The 21,376-nt window shown below is 65.8% G+C and carries 20 protein-coding genes, 1 tRNA gene and 3 pseudogenes; 8 read left to right on the forward strand and 16 right to left on the reverse strand.

The features are described 5' to 3' along the window. Nucleotides 1-28 precede the first annotated feature (28 nt). The 5 genes from ACQR0W_RS23090 to ACQR0W_RS23110 all read right to left on the reverse strand — a co-directional run bounded on the left by ACQR0W_RS23090 (nucleotide 29) and on the right by ACQR0W_RS23110 (nucleotide 5,475). Nucleotides 29-718: a response regulator transcription factor gene (locus ACQR0W_RS23090; protein ID WP_316170828.1), complete on the reverse strand. Its 690-nt coding sequence runs from the start codon at nucleotides 716-718 to the stop codon at nucleotides 29-31. 69 nt (nucleotides 719-787) lie between these two features. After that, a complete protein-coding gene (locus ACQR0W_RS23095) occupies nucleotides 788-1,999 on the reverse strand; it encodes a c-type cytochrome (protein WP_316170829.1) in 1,212 nt (403 codons plus the stop codon). A gap of 142 nt (nucleotides 2,000-2,141) precedes the next feature. After that, the gene (locus ACQR0W_RS23100) at nucleotides 2,142-3,833 is read right to left on the reverse strand and encodes a PQQ-dependent methanol/ethanol family dehydrogenase (protein WP_410051268.1); all 1,692 of its coding nucleotides are present in this window, start codon (nucleotides 3,831-3,833) and stop codon (nucleotides 2,142-2,144) included. A gap of 469 nt (nucleotides 3,834-4,302) precedes the next feature. Further along, nucleotides 4,303-5,007: a Crp/Fnr family transcriptional regulator gene (locus ACQR0W_RS23105; RefSeq protein ID WP_315717723.1), complete on the reverse strand. Its 705-nt coding sequence runs from the start codon at nucleotides 5,005-5,007 to the stop codon at nucleotides 4,303-4,305. Between the two features lie 171 nt (nucleotides 5,008-5,178). Then, nucleotides 5,179-5,475: a putative quinol monooxygenase gene (locus tag ACQR0W_RS23110; RefSeq protein ID WP_315717722.1), complete on the reverse strand. Its 297-nt coding sequence runs from the start codon at nucleotides 5,473-5,475 to the stop codon at nucleotides 5,179-5,181. Nucleotides 5,476-5,827: 352 nt separating this feature from the next. Between ACQR0W_RS23110 and ACQR0W_RS23115 the strand changes: the two are divergent. The 4 genes and pseudogenes from ACQR0W_RS23115 to ACQR0W_RS23130 form a co-directional block, all read left to right on the forward strand. Then, nucleotides 5,828-6,148: pseudogene (locus ACQR0W_RS23115) on the forward strand (SDR family oxidoreductase); the annotation flags it as partial. 97 nt (nucleotides 6,149-6,245) lie between these two features. Then, nucleotides 6,246-6,617 carry an SDR family NAD(P)-dependent oxidoreductase gene (locus ACQR0W_RS23120; protein ID WP_410051269.1) on the forward strand — a complete coding sequence of 124 codons (372 nt, stop codon included), beginning with the start codon at nucleotides 6,246-6,248 and terminating at the stop codon, nucleotides 6,615-6,617. Nucleotides 6,618-6,625: 8 nt separating this feature from the next. Then, nucleotides 6,626-7,468 (forward strand): annotated as a pseudogene (locus ACQR0W_RS23125) (SDR family NAD(P)-dependent oxidoreductase); the annotation flags it as partial. After that, a complete protein-coding gene (locus tag ACQR0W_RS23130; protein WP_316170832.1) occupies nucleotides 7,465-7,962 on the forward strand; it encodes a nuclear transport factor 2 family protein in 498 nt (165 codons plus the stop codon). The pseudogene ACQR0W_RS23125 and the gene ACQR0W_RS23130, both read left to right, overlap by 4 nt. 863 nt (nucleotides 7,963-8,825) lie before the next feature. Here ACQR0W_RS23130 and ACQR0W_RS23135 read toward each other — a convergent pair. Continuing rightward, nucleotides 8,826-8,910, reverse strand: a tRNA-Leu gene (locus ACQR0W_RS23135). A gap of 135 nt (nucleotides 8,911-9,045) precedes the next feature. Continuing rightward, nucleotides 9,046-9,339, reverse strand: coding sequence for a FliM/FliN family flagellar motor switch protein (locus ACQR0W_RS23140; protein ID WP_409997775.1), 294 nt, complete (start codon nucleotides 9,337-9,339; stop codon nucleotides 9,046-9,048). 20 nt (nucleotides 9,340-9,359) lie between these two features. Between ACQR0W_RS23140 and lipB the strand changes: the two genes are divergently transcribed. Then, complete coding sequence (gene lipB, locus ACQR0W_RS23145) at nucleotides 9,360-10,082, forward strand: lipoyl(octanoyl) transferase LipB (protein ID WP_315754767.1); 723 nt, start codon at nucleotides 9,360-9,362, stop codon at nucleotides 10,080-10,082. A gap of 2 nt (nucleotides 10,083-10,084) precedes the next feature. Here lipB and ACQR0W_RS23150 read toward each other — a convergent pair whose 3' ends face one another. Beyond that, complete coding sequence (locus ACQR0W_RS23150; RefSeq protein ID WP_316170833.1) at nucleotides 10,085-10,513, reverse strand: tautomerase family protein; 429 nt, start codon at nucleotides 10,511-10,513, stop codon at nucleotides 10,085-10,087. 108 nt (nucleotides 10,514-10,621) lie between these two features. On the opposite strand from ACQR0W_RS23150, the gene ACQR0W_RS23155 reads away from it, so the two are divergent. Together ACQR0W_RS23155 and ACQR0W_RS23160 are read left to right on the forward strand one after the other, a co-directional pair. After that, the gene (locus ACQR0W_RS23155; RefSeq protein WP_315717715.1) at nucleotides 10,622-11,479 is read left to right on the forward strand and encodes a LysR family transcriptional regulator; all 858 of its coding nucleotides are present in this window, start codon (nucleotides 10,622-10,624) and stop codon (nucleotides 11,477-11,479) included. Between the two features lie 59 nt (nucleotides 11,480-11,538). Continuing rightward, entirely contained in the window at nucleotides 11,539-12,585 is a 1,047-nt protein-coding gene (locus ACQR0W_RS23160; RefSeq protein ID WP_315754769.1) for an AraC family transcriptional regulator, read from the forward strand. Between the two features lie 16 nt (nucleotides 12,586-12,601). Here the strand turns inward: ACQR0W_RS23160 and ACQR0W_RS23165 are convergent. The 3 genes and pseudogenes from ACQR0W_RS23165 to ACQR0W_RS23175 form a co-directional block, all read right to left on the reverse strand. After that, nucleotides 12,602-14,038 (reverse strand): annotated as a pseudogene (locus ACQR0W_RS23165) (TIGR01777 family oxidoreductase). Further along, on the reverse strand, nucleotides 14,035-14,694 hold the full coding sequence (locus ACQR0W_RS23170) for a DUF4166 domain-containing protein (protein ID WP_315827875.1): 660 nt from the start codon (nucleotides 14,692-14,694) through the stop codon (nucleotides 14,035-14,037). The pseudogene ACQR0W_RS23165 and the gene ACQR0W_RS23170 overlap by 4 nt, the downstream one beginning before the upstream one ends. Nucleotides 14,695-14,710: 16 nt before the next feature. Then, nucleotides 14,711-15,271: a GbsR/MarR family transcriptional regulator gene (locus ACQR0W_RS23175; RefSeq protein ID WP_315717711.1), complete on the reverse strand. Its 561-nt coding sequence runs from the start codon at nucleotides 15,269-15,271 to the stop codon at nucleotides 14,711-14,713. A gap of 148 nt (nucleotides 15,272-15,419) precedes the next feature. Here ACQR0W_RS23175 and ACQR0W_RS23180 point away from each other — a divergent pair, with 148 nt between their 5' ends. After that, entirely contained in the window at nucleotides 15,420-16,229 is an 810-nt protein-coding gene (locus tag ACQR0W_RS23180; RefSeq protein ID WP_315717710.1) for a class I SAM-dependent methyltransferase, read from the forward strand. 24 nt (nucleotides 16,230-16,253) lie between these two features. On the opposite strand, the gene ACQR0W_RS23185 is transcribed toward ACQR0W_RS23180, so the two are convergent. The 5 genes from ACQR0W_RS23185 to ACQR0W_RS23205 all read right to left on the reverse strand — a co-directional run bounded on the left by ACQR0W_RS23185 (nucleotide 16,254) and on the right by ACQR0W_RS23205 (nucleotide 21,196). After that, nucleotides 16,254-16,556 carry an acylphosphatase gene (locus ACQR0W_RS23185; protein WP_315717709.1) on the reverse strand — a complete coding sequence of 101 codons (303 nt, stop codon included), beginning with the start codon at nucleotides 16,554-16,556 and terminating at the stop codon, nucleotides 16,254-16,256. Then, nucleotides 16,553-17,419 carry an isocitrate lyase/PEP mutase family protein gene (locus tag ACQR0W_RS23190; protein WP_316170834.1) on the reverse strand — a complete coding sequence of 289 codons (867 nt, stop codon included), beginning with the start codon at nucleotides 17,417-17,419 and terminating at the stop codon, nucleotides 16,553-16,555. Before ACQR0W_RS23190 ends, ACQR0W_RS23185 begins: the two co-directional genes overlap by 4 nt. 181 nt (nucleotides 17,420-17,600) lie before the next feature. After that, nucleotides 17,601-19,616: an acetyl/propionyl/methylcrotonyl-CoA carboxylase subunit alpha gene (locus tag ACQR0W_RS23195; RefSeq protein WP_315827872.1), complete on the reverse strand. Its 2,016-nt coding sequence runs from the start codon at nucleotides 19,614-19,616 to the stop codon at nucleotides 17,601-17,603. 156 nt (nucleotides 19,617-19,772) lie between these two features. Beyond that, nucleotides 19,773-20,000: a hypothetical protein gene (locus ACQR0W_RS23200; protein WP_315754780.1), complete on the reverse strand. Its 228-nt coding sequence runs from the start codon at nucleotides 19,998-20,000 to the stop codon at nucleotides 19,773-19,775. A gap of 68 nt (nucleotides 20,001-20,068) precedes the next feature. Next, nucleotides 20,069-21,196: a zinc-binding metallopeptidase family protein gene (locus ACQR0W_RS23205; protein WP_316165053.1), complete on the reverse strand. Its 1,128-nt coding sequence runs from the start codon at nucleotides 21,194-21,196 to the stop codon at nucleotides 20,069-20,071. Between the last annotated feature and the right edge of the window lie 180 nt (nucleotides 21,197-21,376).

The following is a 21,376-nucleotide window of genomic DNA, read 5'->3' on the forward strand; positions in this document are numbered from 1 at the left end:
CCGTGGAGTCGTGCGGCGCAACAATTCGCTACGGGTGCTTTCGACCCGAAGCGGTGCGCGATCCCTGCCGGTCGGCCGGCACGTTCAGCGCGATCTTGCCGATCTCGATGACGGCCTTGTTGCGGCTGAACAGACGGAGTTTTCTCAGGATCTCGGTGATGTGCGCCTTGACGGTCGACTCCGCAAGCTGAAGCTCGCCGGCGATTTCCCGGTTCTGATAGCCACGCCTGATCAGGTCGAGGACGCGAAGCTGTTGTGGCGTCAGCTCCTCGAGACGCGCCTGCAGCGCGCGAGATGACCCCGTCCCGTGGCGCTCGACGACGGGCACGAAGTCTTTCGGGACCGAGATCGAGCCGCTGAGCACGCGCTCGATCGCGGACGTCAGCTCGCGCTTCGAGGTCGACTTCGGCAGATAGCCGGCCGCGCCGAGCGAAAGCGCCTCGCGCACGACGTTCTGGTCCTCTTCACTCGAGACGATCGCGACCGGAAGCCGCGGATACGCGGCGCGAAGCCGCTGGAATCCCGAGAAGCCCATGGCATCGGGCAGCGTCAGGTCGAGCAGCGCCAGGTCGATGTCGGGTTTCATTGCGAGGGTGGTGAGCGCATCGGCAATCGACAGCGCCTCGAAGATCTCGGCGTCGGGATGCGCCAGACGCACCGCATTGCCGAGAGCTTCGCGAAACAGCGGATGATCGTCGATGATCAGAAAGCGCGTCATGTCCGACCTTCACTCGCCGCCAGCACGTGCCGGGTGATCCGGCAGATCGTGTCGGCCGGTGTCCCTCCTTCAATTTGCCGTTTCTGACGACTGCACGGTCAGCAGGAACGTATAGATGCTCTCGAACTGGTCGTCGGTAAAGACCTCCTTCCAGGCGGGCATGCCCTTGGAGGGACGGCCTTCATGCACGGTGGTCCAAAATTTGTCGCGCATGTCCTCGCCGTAGCGGGTCCGCAGCCGTCGCAGGTCGATGCGCCGTTCCGCCTGCACGGCGTCTGGTCCGTGACAATGCGCGCAGGTGCCGTTGAAGATCTCTTTGCCCAGCGTCACCGCCTCGGTCTTCGACTCGCTCGCAGTCGAGTCCGAAACCCTCATCACGGCGGCCTCGGCGACCGGCTGGCGGAGAAGCTGAGCAGGGTCAGTCGCCGACGCCAGCTTGATCGGGCGCGGCACGGCGCCGAGCCTGATCGACGGCTCGCTCGGCAGCCCGTATTTGACCGCCAGCTCGGCGATCCGCGGTGCGAGCTGCGGCAGCGCGGCGTCGATCTGATCGCGCAATTGCGTGGAGCTCTTGGCAAGGCCGATCGCGGCATCCCAGGACAGACCGTCGCCCTCGACCGGCTGGATCCGGAAACTGCTCTGGTAGATCGTCTTGTTCAGCCAGCCTGCAACCGGCCCCCAGATGAAGGCGATGTCGGCCTTGCCGTGGGCCAGCGCCGCCAAGCCTTCGTCCGGTGTCAGCACCGTCACCTTCTCGATGTCGTCGCGCTGGGCCAGCAGATTTTGCGGCGTGGTCTGGTATTGCACCGCAACCCGCTTGCCTCGGAGGTCGTCGATGCCATGGACGAGCAACGTTCCGCGGCTGACGAGCGCGTAGGTTTCGGTTGCGATCTTCTGCGAGAAGATCACTGCCGGTCCCATGAAGTCCGCTGACAGCGGCAGGCCGATCATCGCGTCGCACTGCTTGCCCAGCAGCGTCACGCGCACGGTGCGCTTGCCGAAATAGGATTTGTACCAATCATACGTCACGGGGCGGCCGAGCTCGCGTGACAGCGCCTGGCCAACCTCGAGATAGAATCCCGGCTGCGTTGGATTGTCGCTCGAGAACGGAAGATTGGTCGGGTCCGCGCAGAGTCGCAGCGGCTCCGCCTCGTTGGCCCGGCCCGCCGCCGACGCGGCCAGCACGGTGGAGGCCACCAAGGCGACGAGAGCCGTCGCGCTTGCTGCCAGTTCGGCGGTGGCCCGCCAATTCGAGCCAGTCTGACGGCGATTCAGGCGCATCCTCGATCCCTCAGGTCTTGTCTATCTGCTTGTACGGCTCGGTCTCGCGGCCGGGCCGTCTTCGTCCGCTTGATGCGGATTGGCTGAACGCCGCGCGTGTCCCCGCGGCCGGGGCCACGCGCAGCCGTCGCGAGCGTTGCGGTTATTGGACCGCGAACACGAACAGAGCGCCGCCCTCGGGAGCTGCGTTCGTCATCTTCTTGCCGATCTCGCCCAGGAACGCCGGGATCGAGGCGGTGCGGCCGACGACGACGGCAACGTACTGCTTGCCGTCCACCGAGTAGGTCACCGGACCGGCGCCGATGCCGGAGCCGAGATTCTTCTTCCACAGGATCTTGCCGGTCTTGGCGTCGATGGCGCGGAAGTCGCCGTGAAGATTGCCGGAGAACACCAAGCCGCCGGCGGTGCTCAGCGTGCCGCCGTTGAACGGAAGGTCTTCCTGGATCGACCAGACCTTCTTGTTGTTCACGGGATCCCAGGCGATGAGTTCACCGAGGAACCCGCCGGGGCCTTCCTTGGTCGGGAATTCCGCACCGAGATAGAACACGCCGCGCTTGTACGAGACGTCGCTGACCGACCAGTCCATGCAGACATTGTTCGCCGGGACGTAGACCAGGCCGGTGTCCGGATTGTACGACATCGGCTGCCAGTTCTTGCCGCCGATCAGGTTCGGGCAGACGTCCTTGACGGGATGTCCGGGGCCCGGCCGTTTGTCCGGATCCTCGACCGCGCGCAACGTCGAGGTGTCCCATTTCTGCGCCCAGTTGGCGAAGACGTATTTCTCGGCCGAGATCACCTTGCCGGTCTCGCGGTTGGCCACGAAGAAGAAGCCATTGCGGTCGGCCTTCATCAGCGTCGGGACAGCCGCACCGCCAACCTTGAGATCGGCGAGAATAGCCTCGTTGACGCCGTCATAGTCCCAGGCATCGGCAGGCGTGGTCTGGATGTGCCACTTGATCTTGCCGGTGTTCGGATCGAGCGCCAGCGTGGATGCCGTATACAGATTGGTCAGCTTGCCGAAATCGCCATTGCCGGTCGAGCGCACGGCGGTGTTCCAGGGACCTGGATTGCTGGTGCCCCAATAGACCGTGTCGCTCTTCGGATCGTAGGAGCCGACCAGCCAGGCCGCGCCGCCACCATGCAGGCCGGTGTCACCCTTCCAGGTCTCGCTGCCGGGCTCGCCGGGCGCAGGCACCGTGTAGGTCTGCCAGACCATCTTGCCGGAGTTGATGTCGTAGGCCTGCAGCGAGCCGCGCACGCCGTACTCGCCGCCGCCGAAGCCGGTGATGACCTTGTCGCGCACGACCAGCGGCGGCGAGGTGATCACCGAGCCCTGCTTGTAGTCCACCACCTTGGACGTCCACAGCTCCTTGCCGGTGGCGGCATCGAGCGCGGTCAGCTTGCCGTCGAGCCGGCCGACGAACAGCTTGCCGTCGGCATAGGAGATGCCGCGGCTGTTCACGTCGCAGCAGGCATATTGCAGCGTATCGTCCGGAATGTCCGGCTCATAGGTCCATTTGCGCGCGCCGGTCGCGGCATCCAGCGCATAGACGTATTTCGGCCCCCACGACGTCGAGACGTAGAGCGTGTTGCCGATCACGATCGGCGAGGCCTCGTTCGAGCGTAGCGAGGCCAGCGAGAACGAATAGACCAGCGACAGCTTGCTGGCGTTCTCGGTGTTGATCTCCTTGAGCGGGCTGAACCGGGTGTTGCCGTAGTCATGCCCGGTCATCGCCCAGGCGCCGGGCTCGCTGGCGGCCTTCAGCGCCGAGTCGTTGGCGCGGACGCCCAGCGTGCCGGCGACAAGGAAGGCAACCGTCGAGATGCCAGCCAAGAATCTCCTGCTCGTGAAGTTCATCAGTTCCCTCCGCTTATGTCTTTGTTGTGGTCGTATGGCGCGTGCGCCAGCCCCAAGATGAGCAGTCGCGCTGCAAGCAACGGGGCGATTACAGCATCAGCTCCGCCCGGCTCTCATAGGCGGAAGGTAGTAGGCGCAGGGGATCGGGGTTGAACGCCGATTACCGCGCCTTTTCAGCGACTTACCTGAATTCCGTGACCTGCGGGCCGAAGGATCGTTGTCGCCATGATGAACGAGGCGCGCGTCTACTGTGCGGTCTCGTGGCAGCCCGGCGTCCTCGCGATCGCCACACCGAGGGAAGCCCTCGCTCTCGAGATGACGCCTTGAACAACCCGGACCGAACGGCGGCATCTTTTAGTTCAGACGCGCCGCCCGCTGGAATACGCAGGGCTCGGCGCCAGACAGGGAAACCCGAGCGCAAAGCTCGCTTTTGGCCTGGTGATGCCTAGCTCTCCGCGGGGTCGCTCGAACTGAGACGTTCGATCGCCTCCAGGTCGTGAATCGTGACCGACGCGTACTTTGCCGTCGCAATTCCATCCTGCTCGAGACTCTTGAGCAGTCGGTTGATCGTCTGCCGGCCGACCCCGATCATCACCGCGAGGTCCTCCTGCGACAATCGCAAATCGATGATCATCCCCTTCTCGGTCTGGCGCCCGTGACTCTCTGCGAGCCTCTGCAATTCCTGCGCAAGCCGGTGAAGTGGACGCCGATTGCGCAGAATGATCAGGTTCTGCATCGAGACGCGCAGATGATCGCAGACCATTCGGACGAACGCAGAATAATACTCATTGCTCTCGCTGATGAGCGCCTCGAACCGCTCCTGGCTCACGTGAAACAGCACCGCCCTGCCAACGGCGAACGCATCGTAGCCATAGGGGCGCCCGTCGAGGGCCGAGGTGACGCCGATCCAAGATCCAGGCGAAGAGATCAGCAGGAAGGAGGGATTGCCGGACAGCGAAAAGCTGGTCAGTCGCACCTGCCCCGACACCAGGGCAATCAATCCGTCCCGGGAGTCGCTCGCGGAATAGATCAGGGAGTTGTCCACGTTTCGGATGCGACCCAGACGAAGAATGCTGTCCGCCAATGACGAAGGAAGGCCGGCAAACCACTTGTTCCTGCGCAGAACAGCCTTGAGCACCGCTTTGTTCATTCGTCGCCACACATGAAGACGGGCTTTGTCGCTGTCGCAACATCTGTGATCCCATATCAGTCTAGCGGAGATCAATCGAGGTGGTCGGGTTCGCTGCGGTGCAGGCCCACCCCAGCGCGAGTCGCCGGGTGGGGTAAAATGATGCGCGTCAGACCTGTGGGCCGGCTGGCGCTAGAACGATTTTTCCTCGGCCTCATAGATGGTCATGACTGGCGGTCTCGCGCACAGCTTGGCGACCTCCTGCACGAACGCCCGTGACTCGGGTCGGGCGAAATGCGCCTTGAGCGCGACGGCGTCACGCCAGCGCTCGAAGAAGCGCAGACGGAGGGAGTTTTCGCAATCAACCTGCACGGTGTGCTCCACGCAGCCGTCTTCCGCACGCGAACGATGCACATGCGCCAGGCAGATCTTCATCAGACGATCAAAGCTTTCGCCAAGCCCATCCACAGATCCCACAACGATGATCATCGGCTCTCATCCTCTCACATTGTCTTCTTCAGCAGGCGCCGGATGGCTGTCCTCGGCGAATGGCATGAGCGGGATCGTCCGGACGTCGAGACCTCGACGCCTGGGATGGACACCACAACATTCGTTGCCTCGGTTGTCATGGACCGCCCGTCCCCCTCGAAATTGTTGATGTTCTTGCGCGCGGCGACCTGCGTCCCGGCCCCCTCGCCGGCTCAAAGCTAGGGTGATTTTGTGCATCGATTGTCGCGATTGCGACAGTCTCGGCCATGATCTGCGCTTGTCTCTTGGCGGCGTCACGACGCGGCTCGGCCGGAGGCGCAACGGGCGGCCATGTCGAAACGAGGAGCCCCTCATGTCGCTGACGGCCGAACGCCTCTTCGCAGTCAACGGCCTCGTCACCATTGTGACCGGGGCCGCGAGCGGACTTGGCCTGGCCATTTCCCGGACCATGGCGGCCAACGGCGCCGATTTGATCCTGGTTGACAGGAACGAGAAGGAACTGAGGCGGATCGGCGAGGAGATCATCCCGGGGGCAGATATCGCGACGGTCGATGTCGCAGATCCAGACGCCATCCGGCGGACGGTCGATGACGTCGTCACGCGCAAGGGCCGGCTCGACGTGATGTTCGCGAACGCCGGAATCAGCGGGGGAGCCGGAATTCGATTGCCGCAGGGCCACATCGAGAACGTCGATTTCGCTGCATGGGAGCGAGGTTCTCGCCATCAACCAGACCGGTGCATTCGCGACCATCCAGGCTGCGGCGCGACACATGAAGGTGCAGCGCAGCGGCCGGATCGTGGTCACGGCATCGGTCGGAGGATTGCGAGGCTCGGCAGCGACCGCCTATGCGTATGCGGCCGCCAAGGCCGCGGTCGTGAACCTGGTCAGGCAAGCCGCGCTCGAGCTCGCCACATTCGACGTCAAGGTCAATGCCATTGCGCCCGGCTTCTTCCGGACAGGGCTCGGCGGTGGCCGCCTGCTGGACGAGGCCGCGACAGCGCCGCTCCAGGCCATGGTGCCGATGAACCGGCTTGGGATGCCCGACGAGATTGCCGGCGTCAGCCTGCTGCTGGCATCGCCAGCCGCGAGCTATATCACCGGATCGGTGTTCACCGTGGACGGCGGAATCAGCGCGGCATGAAGCAGCTCGGGGGCAAGGTCGCGGTGATCACGGGAGCTGCGAGCGGCATCGGTCGCGAGCTGGCTGCGGCCTGCGCCGCGCAAGGAATGAAGCTCGTTGTCGCCGACGTCGATCGCGACGGACTATCAGCCACGAAAGACCTGATGCCGAGCGGGATCGCCGTGCGCACCGCACAGTGCGACGTGTCCAGCGTCGAGGCGGTTCAGCGCCTCGCCGACCTTGCATTTGAGGAGTTCGGCAACGTTCACCTGCTCTTCAACAACGCCGGTGTCGCGGCGCTTGGCCCGCTCTGGTCCGCAACTCCCGAGGACTGGAAATGGGTGCTCGGAGTCAACCTCCTGGGCGTCGCCAACGGCATTCGCAGCTTCGTGCCGCGCATGATGGCTGCAGGCGACGAGGGCCACATCGTCAACACGGCGTCAGCCGCGGGGTTGACCGCCGTTGCGGGCTCCGGCGTCTACTGCGCCAGCAAGCACGCGGTCGTCGCCTTGTCCGAGTGCCTCTTGAAGGACCTTCAGCTCGCCGGCTCTCCTCTCAAGGTCAACGTGCTGTGCCCCTCGCTCGTCAAGACTGCCATCGCCGACTCAGGCCGACATCGCCCCATACATCTGGCTTCAACAAACCCCGACACTGCAGCGTATGATCAGCGCGTCAGAGCGGGAATGGCGGCATCCGAGGTCAGCGCCGCCGATGTGGCCCGGATGACGATCCAGGCCATCCACGACGACGAATTCTACGTCCTTCCGCATCCAGCGGTACGGCTCCGCGTCGAGGAGCGGCTCCGCACCATCATCGGTGATCACCAGCACCTCCAGCCAGACGGCCTCCCTGCCGAGACGGATGAACCATGAGCAACTCAGACGACAACGTCGATCTCAGAGCCAGGATCGAGGCGCTCGAGAAGCGCCTCGCCGAACATGACGATCGCGAGGCGATCCGGACACTGCGCTGCACGTACCACGAATACGTCAACCAGGAGCGCGTCGCCGATCTGGCCGATCTTTTCGCGGAGAACGCCACGGTGTCCTATGGCGGACGGCCACCGGTCACCGGCCGCGAGGCGATCCGCGACTTCTTCCTCAATTTCCCGATCAAATGGGCGCGCCAGTTCATCCACGCGCACGTCATCGAAATCGATGGCGACCGCGGCAGAGGCTACAGCCATCTCGACGGCCGTCCCGTTCTCAACGGCAAGAGCCTCATGGTCGGCGGCCGGTTCGATGATGAATATGTCAGAGAAAGCGGCCGTTGGCTGTTCTCGAAAGTCGTACTGACGACCTGGTACATGGTCCCGGTCGAGCCCGGCTGGGAAGCTGCGGCCGCAACCAAGCCGGCCCAGTCGTGAGCTGCACGAACTCAGGCTTGCTGATTTGACGGCCGAACTCCATCAGACGTGATAGCGGCACGCCCCCGCTCATCTGGCGATCATGGTTGAGCGATGACGCCACGCAGGCGCCGCAGGGTGGGCAAAGGCGCGCCAACAGCGATGGCGTCATGCACGATCTCTCATGGGCCGTGCCCACCGCCCCCACTGGCGCCAATGGTGGGCACGCGTCGCCTTCGGCGTCGCTTTGCCATCCCATGGCAGCGTCACGTGCGGCGGAGTCGGGGTGCACGGCGCGACAGACTCCATCAGCGTCATCAAGCTGATTTGGCCCGCCCAGACCTTCTGAAGAAAATAATCTTGTTGCTATTTTTCCGAATATGTGCTTGTGTATCGCCATCCTGGACCCGCCGAGAGGGGCGCTTCGCGATCGTCACGAGACGTGGGGTCTGGGGATGCGGTGGCCGCAGGCGTGCTGCAGCGGGCTCACGGGCTCGCCGACGAACGGCAGGTTTGCGGACGTGAAGACGCGTGGTCCTGGCGCCCCGATGCTGGCGCCAAGTCGTCGGGCGATGATCCCGAGGGCGACGGTGGCTAAAGAGCCGGACACCGGGGAGATCGCGACATAAGCGTGAAAACCATCGCGCGGGGAATGCCGGGATGTCTCGGCTGAACCTGTGGTTCCTGCCGCCTGCATTTTTTTCGCAGGCGGGCCATGGGTGCGGCCAGCGCCCGGCATTCCCTGCGCCCTCTCATTCTCGAGGGCGGAACGACCGGCACAACTCGGACGCCATCGCGCCGCGGGATCGCAGCCCATCGCCCGAACAAAGGGCGCGAGGCCGGAACAAACCGCAAACAGATTTGAAGTTTTGGGGAGAGAGGGATGGTGCGCTCGGAGGGACTCGAACCCCCACGGTGTTACCCACTGCCACCTCAAGGCAGCGCGTCTACCAATTCCGCCACGAGCGCGAAGAAGAAGCCGGAGCCAGAGGAAGGGCGGCACCGGATCAGTGGCGCCCGTGTATCAAATCGATGTCGGGGGGACAAGGCCCGCCCTGCCCTAAAATACCGGATTGTGGACGGTTTTGGCTTGGCCGGGGCGCGCTATCGCGACGTCGGCGTCGGCGAGCGCGGCAGCATCTGCTTGACCTCGACCGCGATGCGGTTGCGGTCGACCAGCACCACCCCATTTGCGATCGGCAGATTGTTGGCGAGCACCTTGACGTCGTCGGCCTCGGTGGCGTCCAGCTCGATGATGGCGCCGCGGGACAGGCGCAGAACCTGGTGGATGGGCATGGAGCAGGTGCCGAGAACGACCATCAGGTCGACTGTCACTTTATCGAGGGTTGACACTGCAGGACCACCGAAGTCACGACTGGATTTTCGTTGCCCAGACATCACCATGTTGTGGTTAGCCAATGGTTAACAGCCGCGAAACACTCGATCTGACCACCTTTGCTGGGCCCCCCGGCAACGCCGTGGCGTGGCGCATCTCCGATTCGCTGATCGACTACGCCCAGGCCACCGAGTTCATGGAGGCGCGGGCGGCCGCGATCGCCGCTCACGAGGCCGCGGAGATGGTCTGGCTGCTTGAGCACCCGCCGGTCTACACCTCCGGTACGTCGGGCAAGGCCGAAGACCTGCGCGATCCGCGCTTTCCGCTGGTGCCGACCGGGCGCGGCGGCCAGGTCACCTATCATGGGCCCGGCCAGCGGGTGGCCTATGTCATGCTCGACCTCAAGCGGCGCCGGCCGGATGTGCGAGCCTATGTCGCGGCGCTCGAGGAGACCATCATCCGCACCCTCGATGCCTTCAACGTGCGCGGCGAGCGGCGCGAGGATCGCGTCGGCGTCTGGGTCAAACGGCCCGACAAGGGCGAGGGCCATGAGGACAAGATCGCCGCGATCGGCGTGCGGCTGAAGCGCTGGGTCACCTTTCACGGCATCGCCATCAATGTCGAGCCGGACCTGTCGCACTTTCAGGCCATCGTGCCCTGCGGCGTGACCGATCCGCGCTACGGCGTCACCAGCCTGGTTGATCTCGGCCTGCCGGTGACGCTCGCCGATGTCGACATCGCGTTCCGGCAGGCGTTCGAGAGCGTCTTCGGCGCCGTCAGCGTCGCGCAGCCGGAGACGGCATGAGCTCACGCGCCGCCCTGCTGCGGCGGCACGTCGAGCTTCGCCGCGACATAGCGGCGCTCCTGGCTCAAGCCACCGAAGCCGTAGGCATCCGCCTTGACCTCGTCGACATGAAGGTAGGTCTCGTGATGCAGCGGGCCGATCAGCTCGGCCATGCGCGCGAACACCGCGGCCAGATAGGCGGCCTTCTCGTCCTTGGTGTTGGTGCCCTCGCTGACGTGAACGTCGATCCAGTAGCTGGCAAGCCCCTGCTCCGCCAGCGAGGCGCCGCCGGCGAACCAGTCCGCGGCATCCGCTTCCGAGACGATGACGGCGGTGACCTTGGGATCCTTGCGCAGGATCCGCGCCGTCAATTCGGTGACGGCGTCCGCGATGGCCTTTTTCAGCGACGGCGAGCGGCGCTGGCTGGCATAGACGATGTTGATCAACGGCATGGTTGGCTCCCGGTATCCAGCGCGTGACTGCGCCTCGACAGCAAAGCTAGCCGCGCGCCTGTCATTTTGGTATCTTATCGGGATGGATATCAATGATAACGATCGCATATGACAGCCACGCTCGACATCGCGACCGTCCGCGCCTTTCTGCTGGTGAGCGAGCTGCACAGCTTCACCCGGGCGGCCGAGACGCTCGGCACCACGCAGGCCGCGGTCAGCCTGAAGCTGCAGCGCCTGGAAGCGCTGCTCGGAAAGCGGCTGGTCGAGCGTTCGCCGCGCGCGGTCCGGCTCACCGCCGACGGCGCGGCCTTCGCCGAGAACGCCCGCGCGCTGGTTGCCGCACATGACCTCGCGCTGACCGGCGCTCCTCGTGCCCGGCCGCTGTTGTCGCTGGGGATCAGCGATCACGTCGCCGGCCCCGAGCTGGTGCCGATGCTCGAGCAGTTGCATGCTGCCATGGCGGACCTCGTCCTGTCGGTCAGCATCGGCTTCTCGCGCGACCTGCTCGACCGCTACGATGCCGGCAAGCTCGACGCCGTGATCGTCCGCCAGGAGGCGAGCCGCCGCGGTGGCGAGGCGTTGATCACGGACGAGTTCGGCTGGTTCGCAGCTCCCAGATTTCGTCTGCCGGCGGCCGGCACGCTGCCGCTCGCCACGCTCGCGCCGCCCTGTGGCGTGCGCAGCATCGCGGTCCGCGCGCTCGAGCGCGCCCGAATCAGCTTCAGCGAGACGTTCGTCGGCGGCGGGGTGACGGCCGTTGCGGCCGCCGCGCGGGCCGGACTTGCGATTGCGCCGCTGGCCCGCCGGATCGCACCCAGCGGACTGATCGATGTCGGAACGGATCTCGGCCTGCCCAAGCTCGGCCGCTCCAAGGTGATGCTGCATGCGAAGGCGGGCGATGCGGCCAAGCGCGCGGCCTTGCGCACGCTGGCCGCAGCATTCCGAAGCGCCGCGATCTCGAAGTAATTGACGCCCGCGGAGCCTGATGTAGCATGGATTAATAATCGGAGTTCAGGAGCAGCGGCTTGAACCGTCTCTTGACCGCAGCTGACCTCGTCAGCGCCCCAGCAAAGCCGAGCCCGGCCTCGACCGGCGCGACCGGCCTCGAACCATTGCATCGCCACGCGCTGATCCGAACCTCGAACGCCGACGTGCTGCGCGACCTCGCGGGGCGCCGGCTCGGCGCCGAGCGCGTCGACTTCAGGAACGCCGAGCGCTTCGAGGCGATCGTCAACCTGATCGAGCTCGAGACCATCGGCCTCGCGTTCGGCACCACGACCTGCGACATGGTCTGCGACCATCGCGCCGCCGATTTCATGAGAGTGCAGATCGCCCTGAAGGGACGCGCGGTCAGTTGCGCCCGCGGCGAGGCGACCGACGTCAATGAGCATCAGTTCGCAGTCGCGCCGGCCGGCGTGCCATGGCAGATGGCGTGCCAGGGTGGCCATCGGCGACTGACTCTGCGGCTCGATCCGCAGGCGCTGCGACGGCGCCTGACGGCGCTGGTCGGCGTGCAGCCGCGCGCCGACTTTACGATCGACCCTGCCATTCCGGCCGCCGATCCGCAGGCCCGCAACCTGATGCGGCTGCTGGATTTCCTGACGACCCAGCTCAACGAGCAGGATGCGGCGTTCCCCGCCGCGGTCTATCGCGAGCTGGAGGATGCGGTGCATGTCGCCTTCCTCTGCGCCAGCCGTCATCGTTTCCGCGACACGCTCCTGGATCCCTCCCCGATGCCGGACTTCGGCCTGGTCAAGCGGCTCGAGGACTACATCGAGGCGAACTGGCGCGAGCCGATCACGATCGAGCACCTGGCGCGCGAAGCCGGCGTCAGCGCCCGCTCGATCTTCCGTCTGTTCGAGCGCGTGCGCGGCTATTCGCCGATGGCCTTTGCCAAATCGGTGCGCCTGCGGCGCGCCCGCGAGATGCTGCGCTCCGGCGATCCCGACGTCACGGTGGCAGCGGCCGCCACCGCCTGCAACTTTGCCAATGCGGGACACTTCGCCCGCTACTACCGCGCCACGTTCGGCGAGCTGCCATCGGCGACGATGGCACGCGCCGAGCAACCGTGACGCTTTTTTCGACCGCTCACAGGATGGCTTCGAGCGCGCTACGCAGGCTCTGATGCCGGAACACGAAGCCGCTCGACAGCGCCTTGTTCGGCACCACGCGCTGGCCGCCGAGCAAAAGCTCCTCGGCGAAGTCGCCGCCGATCCGGCGCAGCAGGCCGGCGGGGACGCGCAGCAGCGCCGGACGCCGCAGGCAGCGCGCGAGTTCGGCGGTGAAGGCGAGATTGCGCACCGGCAGCGGCGCCGTCGCATTGACCGGCCCGGTGATGGCCTCGGTCGCGATCACATGCGCGATCAGCCGAACGAGATCGTCGCGCTCGATCCAGGACATCCATTGCAGACCGGAGCCGAATGGCCCGCCGAGGCCGAATTCGAACGGCGTCAGCATCCGCGCCAGGAAGCCACCGTCGCGGCCGACCACGAGCCCGATCCTCAGCAGTGCGACGCGGACGCCGTGCGCTTCGGCACCGCGAGCCGCTTGCTCCCAGGCGTCGCAGAGGTCATGGCTGAAGCAGGCATGCGACTTGGCGGATTCGGTCAGCGGCTGGTCCTGCCACAGGCCGTACCAGCCGATCGCCGAACCGTTGACCAAGACCTTCGGCTTACGGTCGAGCCGCGCAATCAGGGATAAGACGGCTTCCGTCGTAGCCAGCCGGGACTGCAGGATCGTCGCGCGCCTGGCCGCGGTCCACGGCGCATTGCCGATCGGTTCACCGGCGAGATTGACGATCGCGTCGATACGGGTGTCGGACGCGAGCTGGTCGAGATTGGTGATCAAGGTCAGCGGCGCCGGCAACATTGCGGCCTTTGCCGGATCACGTACCAGGGCGACGACGTGATGACCGGCCGCGGCGAGACCGGCCACCAGCCGCGCGCCGATGAAACCGGTCGCGCCGGTGATGAGGATGGTCTGCGCCGGCGGCAGCGCCGCGACCAGCCCGGCCGCATCCGGCTGCGACATCCGCGCAAGGCGCCGTGCCGCGGTGAAGTCGCGCAGGCCGCACAGGGCAGCGCCAACCGCGGCGGCAGCCGCAATCCAGCTCAGCAAGCCGGCAAAGGCCGGCACGATCGCCGAGGGCTGCATCGCCCAGCCGATCAGCAGCGGCACCAGCAGCATGAGGATCGCGCCGTAGTTGATGGCGAGCAGCGTGTGGTTCACGCGTTCGCTCGGCGGCAGCTTGCGCGTCAGATCCTCCTCGACGAAATCGGTCAAGGTGATGCCGATCTCGGCCACGAGCACCGCGAGCACGAGGATTGCGAACAATCCATGCACCTCGCACCAGCCGATGACGGCGAACAGCAGCGCATAGAGCATATTGCGGACGCCGTGCAGCTTGAGCTCGCCCTGCTGTGACGGGCGCTAGGCCAGGCGCTCGGTGAACTCATGGTGATAGACGGTGTCGAACACGCCCATCACGATCTGAAGCGCAATCAGGGACCAGAGCAGCGGCGTCATGGTGCGGACTCCCGGAACATTGCGCTCTGGCGGATGATGCGCCCGAAGCGCGGATGGATGATCTCGAGCGAGAAGCGAAAGACGCCGCTGCCGAGATCTGAATGGGTGACGGTGAGGTCGCCGGGCGTGAGCCATGCCGGCAGCGCCCAGCGCCGGCCCGCGAAGTCGAACGTGTAGCCGGCGCTATGGAAATGAAGCGCGCCATCGGCGACGCCGACGCGCAGGCTCATGCTAAGGCCCCAGCCGAGATATTCCTCGAGCCCCGTCGGACCGGCGAAGCGCTTGGCGGAATGGATCACCTGCGGGAAGCCATGCGGGCGTCCGCAGATGCGCGTCCAGATCTGGCCGCCTCTCGCCGCGTCCTCCGTCACCGCGACGATCATCGGCACACCGATGTCTGCGTGCGTCGGCAGCGGCCCGCCGATCAGCCGCGCCAGATGCGCGAACCAGAAGCCGGCACGACTGATCTCGGCCTGATCGACCTCGCCGACATAGACGACGGTCGCGCCGTCGGCGAGTTTCTTGGAGAAGCGGCGCCAGATCGACACCGGCAGCCGCCCCCAATCCTCGGCGGACAACAGCGCACGAAACCTGTGATCGTCATGAAGCCGGGCGTTGGAGGGCGTTGAAAGTCCGAGATGTCCCATGGTCACCATGACGCCCTCCGCTCATCTACGACCTTGATCTTCCCGACGGCAGCAGATTTGCGATCTTCTCGCCGAGCTTGATCAGCGCGACGAGACGCGGCCGCGGCACCTTCAGCATCTGCACGTACCAGCGGTCGACCAGCTCGGTGAACGCCAGCATGTCTTTCAGCCGCCTGGCTGCGACCGTGCTGATCGCGGGATCGCCGGTCGCTTCCGCGACGCAGGCGCGCAGCGCAGCGATCGCGGGATCGATCTCGCGCTCCTTGCGGCCGGCCGCGATCCGCTGTGCGACCTCCCAGATGTCGGTCTCGGCCTCGAAATGATCGCGGCGGTCGCCGAGGATCGGCACGCGCCGGATCAAGCCCCAGGCGAGCAGCTCCTTCAGCGAGTTCGAGACATTGGAGCGGGCCATGCCGAGCGTGTCGGCGATGTCCTCCGCCGTCATCGGCTTCTCGGCGAGGTACAGCAGCCCGTGGATCTGGCTCACCGAGCGGTTCACGCCCCACCGGTCGCCCATGTCGCCCCAGTTGAGGATGAAACGCTCGACGGCGGGCGGAAGTTTTCGATGACCTGTAATTTCTGTCATGACAGAAATATCTGACGTACGAGGATGAATGTCAAGAGACCCGCTCTTGAACCGGGCTGGGGGCTGGCCCGACGGATGTTACGGCGCCCATTTTGCGCCTGCCGACCGCCCGGTTCCCCGCCTGCCCCCTCTGCAACAGGAGCAAGCCATGACGGCATCCGACAAGGCGTTCACTGGATCGATCCCACAGATCTACGATCAACTGATGGTCCCCTTGATCTTCGTGCCCTATGCGCTGGACCTCGCGCGGCGCATCGCGGCGTACCTGCCGCGCGACGTGCTGGAGACGGCGGCGGGCACCGGCGTGGTTACGCGGGCCCTGCATGCTCAACTGCCGCCGGAGGTCCGGATCACCGCCACCGACCTCAACGAGCCGATGCTCGCGCAGGCGAAGACCCATCTCGCCGCTGCGGACCGCATCGCATTTCATCAAGCCGATGCGCTGGCCCTGCCCTTTGCCGACGCGAGCTTCGATGCCGTCGCATGTCAGTTCGGCGCGATGTTCTTCCCCGATCGCGTCAAGGGCTATGCGGAGGCCCGCCGCGTGCTCAGGCCCGGCGGACGTTTCGTCTTCAACGTCTGGGACCGGATCGAGGAGAATGAAATCCCTCACGTCGTTCACGAGACGTTGCAGCAGGTCTTCCCCGAAAGCCCGCCGCAGTTCTTCACCCGGACTCCGCACGGCTATTTCGATGCCGGGCGGATCGAGGCCGATCTGACCGCAGCGGGCTTCACCGACATCGCGATCGAGACGGTGACGCATCGCAGCCGCGCGGCGTCGCCTCAGGACCCGGCCACGGCATTTTGCCAGGGCACACCGATGCGCGGCGAGATCGAAGCACGCGGCACGCCCGGCCTCGCCGCCGTGACGCAGGCGACCGCGGACGCGCTGGCGCGCCGGTTCGGCAACGGACCGATCGAGGGCCGCATCCAGGCGCTGGTGATCTCGGCGGGGTGAGCGGCGGGCTCGCGCGCCGTGTCGTTAGAGCGTCGGCAACACGGAGAACGCCTCGCCCGGCCGGCGCGGTTTGAGCTGATCGGCCGTCGCCGGGTTTTCCATCACGGCATCGACATGCGCTGCTGGCGGTCCCTCGCGGCAGGCTGCCAACACGGCGGCAACGTCGTCCGAGGGACCCGCGAACAACGCCTCGACACTGCCATCGGTGCGGTTGCGGACCCAGCCTTCGAGGCCGTTCAGGATGGCCTGGTCCTCGACCCAGGCACGATAACCCACTCCCTGGACGCGGCCGCGCACCAAGACGTGGACGATGGCGCGATCGATCATGATCCGAGCCCCAGAAAATCGCGCAGGCGCTTCTTCACATCCGCCTCGCGCATCACGCGTGCCGTCAGCTCCGCCGACGGCAGCCCCTTGAGCTGCTTCGGCGAGGCGCCGTCGCGGAGCGCCTTCAGCGTCTCATACACCGCCTGCGTCGCCGCGGCGATCGGCGCATGGCCCTGTAGCGCGACGCGGACACGGCGCGAGGCGAGATAGCCGAGATCGGACATCTCCTCCGGCGCGCCGCCGAGCACGATCGGCAGCGTCGTCGCCGCCGCGACCGCATCGAGTTGGTCGCGCGCGGTAATGCCGGTGAAGAACAGGCCGTCGACGCCGCAGGCCTCATACGCCCTGGCTCGCGCGATCGCGTCGTCGAGCGAGGTTATGGAAACGGCGCCCGTCCGTCCCAGGATGACCAGCGCGGGATCGTCGCGGCCATCGAGCGCGGCCTTCACCTTGCCGACCCCTTCGGCAAGCGAGATCAGTTGCGGCTTCGCTTCGCCGAAAGCCTGCGGCAGCAGGGTATCCTCGATGGTGAGACCCGCGGCACCGGCCGCTTCCAGTTCCTGCACCGTGCGGCGCACGTTCATCGCGTTGCCGTAGCCGTGATCGGCATCGACCAGCACCGGCAGCGCGGCAGCGCGCGACATTCGCCGCATCTGCTCGGCCAACTCCGTCAGCGTGATCAGCGCGATGTCGGGGTCGCCGAGCACGGCGAGCGAAGCAGCCGAGCCGCCGAACATGCCGAGCTCGAAGCCGAGGTCCTCGGCGATCCGGATCGAAATCGCGTCGTATACCGATCCCGGATGGATGCAGCGATCGCCGGCGAGGATCGCACGGAGCGCCTCTCGACGTGCACGGAAAGTCATCCTCGCCTCCTCTCTCCCGTCATTGCGAGGAGCCAACGGGTCCGCACAAAGCGCGGCCCGATGACAGGCTCCGCGACCAGGCAATCCGGAGTCGTCTCCCGAGCCCCGGATTGCTTCCGCCTTCGCCTACAGGCTTCGGCGGACAAAGTCGCTTCGTTCGCAACGACGTCGACTTCTGAGCTTACGCAAACTCCAGGATCAGCGCGTCCACCGCGAGCGTAGCGCCGGCTGTCGCGTGGATCTTCTTCACCGTACCGTCCTGCTCGGCGCGCAGCACGTTTTGCATCTTCATGGCTTCGACCACGGCGAGCGTCTCGCCGGCCTTGACCTCCTGCCCTTCGGTCACGGCGATCGAGACCACGAGGCCGGGCATCGGGCACAGGAGCTTCTTGCCGCTATCACCTGCGGTGACGACCGGCATCAGCCGCGCCGCGGTCGCCTCGGCTTCCGTGTAGACGTAGACCGGCGCTTCGACGCCCTGATGCGCGAGCCGCACACCGTTCGCAATGAGGCGCGTCTGCACGGCGATGGCCGCGCCATCGATGGTGCCGTGCCAGACCGCATCGCCCGGTTTCCAGTCCGACACCAACTGATGCGCCGGACCGACCTTGCCGTCGGCCCCGACGAAGCGGACCGTGATCGCGCCGTTCTCCCTGGTGATGTCGAGCAGGATCTCGTCACGCCCGAGCCACACCGCGCGGCGGCCCTGTCGCTTCACAGGCCGGCCGATCATCTGCTGCGAGATCTGCCGCTTGCGCTCGCCGAGCACGTGGTCGATCGCAGCACCCACCGCCGCCAGCCGGCGCGCGATCTCGCCTTCCGGCGCACGCGCGGCAAAGCCCTTGGGAAACTCCTCGGCGATGAAGCCGGTCGACAGCCGGCCCTCGCGCCAGCGCGGATGGTTCATCAGCGCCGACAGGAACGGGATGTTGTGGCGGATGCCATCGACATAGAACGCATCGAGCGCGGTCGACTGCGCCTCGATCGCGGCAGCCCGCGACTCCGCATGGGTGACGAGCTTGGCGATCATCGGATCGTAATAGATCGAGATCTCGCCGCCCTCCTGCACGCCGGTGTCGTTGCGCACGGTGATGCCGTCAGCCTTGCTCTCGGCCGGCGGGCGATACTTCACGAGGCGGCCGATCGACGGCAGGAAGCTGCGGAACGGATCTTCCGCATAGACGCGCGATTCCACCGCCCAGCCGGTCAGCGTCACGTCCTTCTGCGCAAGCGAAAGCTTCTCGCCGGCGGCGACGCGGATCATCTGCTCGACGAGATCGATACCGGTGACGAGCTCGGTCACGGGATGCTCGACCTGCAGGCGGGTGTTCATCTCGAGGAAGTAGAAGCTCTTGTCCTGGCCGGCGACGAACTCGACGGTGCCGGCGGAGTCGTAGTTCACGGCCTTGGCGAGCGCGACCGCCTGCTCGCCCATCTTGCGCCGCGTCTCCTCATCGAGCAGCGGCGACGGCGCCTCCTCGATGACCTTCTGGTTGCGGCGCTGGATCGAGCATTCGCGCTCGCCGAGATAGATCACGTTGCCATGCTTGTCGCCGAGCACCTGGATCTCGATGTGGCGGGGATCGACGATGAACTTCTCGATGAAGACGCGATCGTCGCCGAACGAAGCCTTGGCCTCGGCCTTGGCGAGATTGAAACCCTCGGCGACCTCGGCGGTCGAACGCGCGATGCGCATGCCCTTGCCGCCGCCGCCGGCGGAGGCCTTGATCATCACGGGGTAGCCGATCTCGTCGGCGATGCGCACGGCGTGCTTGTCGTCCTCGATGACGCCGAGGAAGCCGGGCACGGTCGAGACCTTGGCCTTGGCGGCCGCCTTCTTGGATTCGATCTTGTCGCCCATGGCGGCGATGGCGCCGGGATTGGGGCCGATGAAGACAGTGCCGGCCTCGGCCAATGCCCGCGGGAAAGCCTCGCGCTCGGACAGGAAGCCGTAGCCCGGATGCACCGCCTCGGCGCCGGTCTTGCGGCAGGCCTCGACGATGCGGTCGATCAGGAGATAGCTCTCGGCGGCGGCGGGCGGGCCGATCAGCACGGCGTCATCGGCCATCTCGACATGAAGCGCATCGCGGTCGGCTTCCGAATAGACCGCAACGGTTCGGATTCCCATGCGGCGGGCGGTCTTGATGACCCGGCAGGCGATCTCGCCGCGGTTCGCGATCAGAATGGTTTTGAACATTTCTTGCTTGATACCTTTGGGCGGGCTCCCCGCTCGTGGCACAGGCGTAACACCGCGAGCTTGACCGGTTCGTCTATACCAAAATCGCCCGCGCGCAACCCGCCTCTCGTTCCGCCCCTGCCGTCCGGCGAGGCATGCCAGCCGTGTCCCCTGCCGTCAGCCGGAATAGCTGTGGAAACGTCCGCGGGCATAGGCGTGCGACACCGCCTTCATCAGCTCGCCGACCTCGGTCTCGAGGAAATCGTTCGCAACGATCAGGGCACGAATGGCCGCCCGCGGATCGCCTTCGCAGGCAGCGATGGCCTCGTCCACGGCGGCCTCCAGCGCGAGGTCTTCGCTGTCCGCGGCTTGAGCATTGGTCTTGGATTGCGATCTGGGCTGCATGCGCGATGACGGTCCTCGCTCCGGTCACGCCTTCATGTTCACTTTATGTTCTCAAGAGTCAAGGCGGATCACGCCGCCCCGATCTCTTCCTGCTGCGGCTCGGCCTGTGGCTTTTCGGGAGCCAGAGCGACAGACTCTTGCTGTGCACCCTGCCGCACCAGGCGGTGGATGAAGCCCAGCTTGCCGATGACCGGCGGCGTCAGGATGAAAGGATAGAGATCCCGCGCGCCCATCGCTCGCGCGACGCTGTTCATCGCAAAGGTGAACGGCAGCCAGGCGTTGACGATGGTGTCGAAGTCCTCCGCGACGTACGGATCGAAGGTGACGCGCGCCGTCAGCCCGCCGATCTGGTCGGCGGGCGGATCAATCTCGATACCGAACTCGGAGGCCATCTCCAGCGTATCGACGATGTGGAGGTAGTGCGCCCAGGTCTCGGCAAAATCCTCCCACGGATGTGTGGTGGCGTAGGCCGAAACGAAATTGTCCTGCCAGTCCACCGGCGGCCCCTGATCGTAATGCCGCCTCAGCGCCGCGCCGTAGTCCTGGGTATCGTCGCCGAACATGGCCCGGCATTCCTCGAGCCTGCCGGCATCGCGCACCAGCACGTCCCAGAAGTAGTGCCCGACCTCGTGGCGAAAATGACCGAGCAAGGTCCGGTACGGCTCGCCCATTTCGAGCCGGCGCCGCTCGCGCTCGAAATCGTCGGCCTCGGCCAGAGCGATGGTGATGAGGCCGTTGTCGTGGCCGGTCAGGACCCTCTGCTGACCGGCGGGGTCATCGGCAAGGAAGTTGAAGATCAACCCGTGCCCGGGATCCTCGATCCGTGTCTTCACAGGGAGTTTCCAGCGGATCAGCGAATAGAACAGCCGGTGCTTGGCCACCTCCAGCTCTCGCCATCCGGCGAGTTGCGCGGGATCAGACAGATTGGGAATCGTACCGTTGTGCCGGCAGGCGCGGCAGAAGCCCGAAGTCTCGCCGATCTCGAGCAGCCAGTTGCAGGCGTCGTGCTCGGCATTGGCGCAGAAGAAGCGCCCCGTCCCGTGGTCGGCGAGCGTCCGAAAGCCCTCCTCCGCCGGCTCGATCGCCGACAGGATCTGGCGCTCCGGCATGAAGGCGAGCTGATGGCCGCAGCGCCCGCAGCTGCGATTCTCGAAATACAGGATGTTCTTGCAGGCCTGACAGACGAAGAGCTTCACAGCGTGGACCTTCGTGTTGCGGTGTTCAGGGCCTGACGACGCACGACAGTAACAGTCCGTTCCGGGAGCACGGAACTTTTTATCTGCCCTCACGTTCACGTCATGCCGGCGTTTGCCCGCCATAATCTCTGGTCAGTTTGCTTTCCTTGGTCCCAATGTCGCCACGCTTCCGAACACCCG

Source organism: Bradyrhizobium sp. HKCCYLRH1034 (assembly GCF_051168375.1).
In the GTDB taxonomy this organism is placed as follows: domain Bacteria; phylum Pseudomonadota; class Alphaproteobacteria; order Rhizobiales; family Xanthobacteraceae; genus Bradyrhizobium.

Bases quoted from the DNA above. Each gene is read 5' to 3' on its own strand.
- ACQR0W_RS23195 (WP_315827872.1), bottom strand. From the start codon at position 19,616: ATGTTCAAAACCATTCTGATCGCGAACCGCGGCGAGATCGCCTGCCGG.
- ACQR0W_RS23110 (WP_315717722.1), bottom strand. From the start codon at position 5,475: ATGATCATCGTTGTGGGATCTGTGGATGGGCTTGGCGAAAGCTTTGAT.
- ACQR0W_RS23200 (WP_315754780.1), bottom strand. From the start codon at position 20,000: ATGCAGCCCAGATCGCAATCCAAGACCAATGCTCAAGCCGCGGACAGC.
- ACQR0W_RS23150 (WP_316170833.1), bottom strand. From the start codon at position 10,513: ATGCCGTTGATCAACATCGTCTATGCCAGCCAGCGCCGCTCGCCGTCG.
- lipB (WP_315754767.1), top strand. From the start codon at position 9,360: ATGGTTAACAGCCGCGAAACACTCGATCTGACCACCTTTGCTGGGCCC.
- ACQR0W_RS23170 (WP_315827875.1), bottom strand. From the start codon at position 14,694: ATGGTGACCATGGGACATCTCGGACTTTCAACGCCCTCCAACGCCCGG.
- ACQR0W_RS23140 (WP_409997775.1), bottom strand. From the start codon at position 9,339: ATGTCTGGGCAACGAAAATCCAGTCGTGACTTCGGTGGTCCTGCAGTG.
- ACQR0W_RS23155 (WP_315717715.1), top strand. From the start codon at position 10,622: ATGACAGCCACGCTCGACATCGCGACCGTCCGCGCCTTTCTGCTGGTG.
- ACQR0W_RS23180 (WP_315717710.1), top strand. From the start codon at position 15,420: ATGACGGCATCCGACAAGGCGTTCACTGGATCGATCCCACAGATCTAC.
- ACQR0W_RS23090 (WP_316170828.1), bottom strand. From the start codon at position 718: ATGACGCGCTTTCTGATCATCGACGATCATCCGCTGTTTCGCGAAGCT.
- ACQR0W_RS23175 (WP_315717711.1), bottom strand. From the start codon at position 15,271: ATGACAGAAATTACAGGTCATCGAAAACTTCCGCCCGCCGTCGAGCGT.
- ACQR0W_RS23095 (WP_316170829.1), bottom strand. From the start codon at position 1,999: ATGCGCCTGAATCGCCGTCAGACTGGCTCGAATTGGCGGGCCACCGCC.
- ACQR0W_RS23190 (WP_316170834.1), bottom strand. From the start codon at position 17,419: ATGACTTTCCGTGCACGTCGAGAGGCGCTCCGTGCGATCCTCGCCGGC.
- ACQR0W_RS23105 (WP_315717723.1), bottom strand. From the start codon at position 5,007: ATGAACAAAGCGGTGCTCAAGGCTGTTCTGCGCAGGAACAAGTGGTTT.
- ACQR0W_RS23185 (WP_315717709.1), bottom strand. From the start codon at position 16,556: ATGATCGATCGCGCCATCGTCCACGTCTTGGTGCGCGGCCGCGTCCAG.
- ACQR0W_RS23120 (WP_410051269.1), top strand. From the start codon at position 6,246: ATGAAGGTGCAGCGCAGCGGCCGGATCGTGGTCACGGCATCGGTCGGA.
- ACQR0W_RS23130 (WP_316170832.1), top strand. From the start codon at position 7,465: ATGAGCAACTCAGACGACAACGTCGATCTCAGAGCCAGGATCGAGGCG.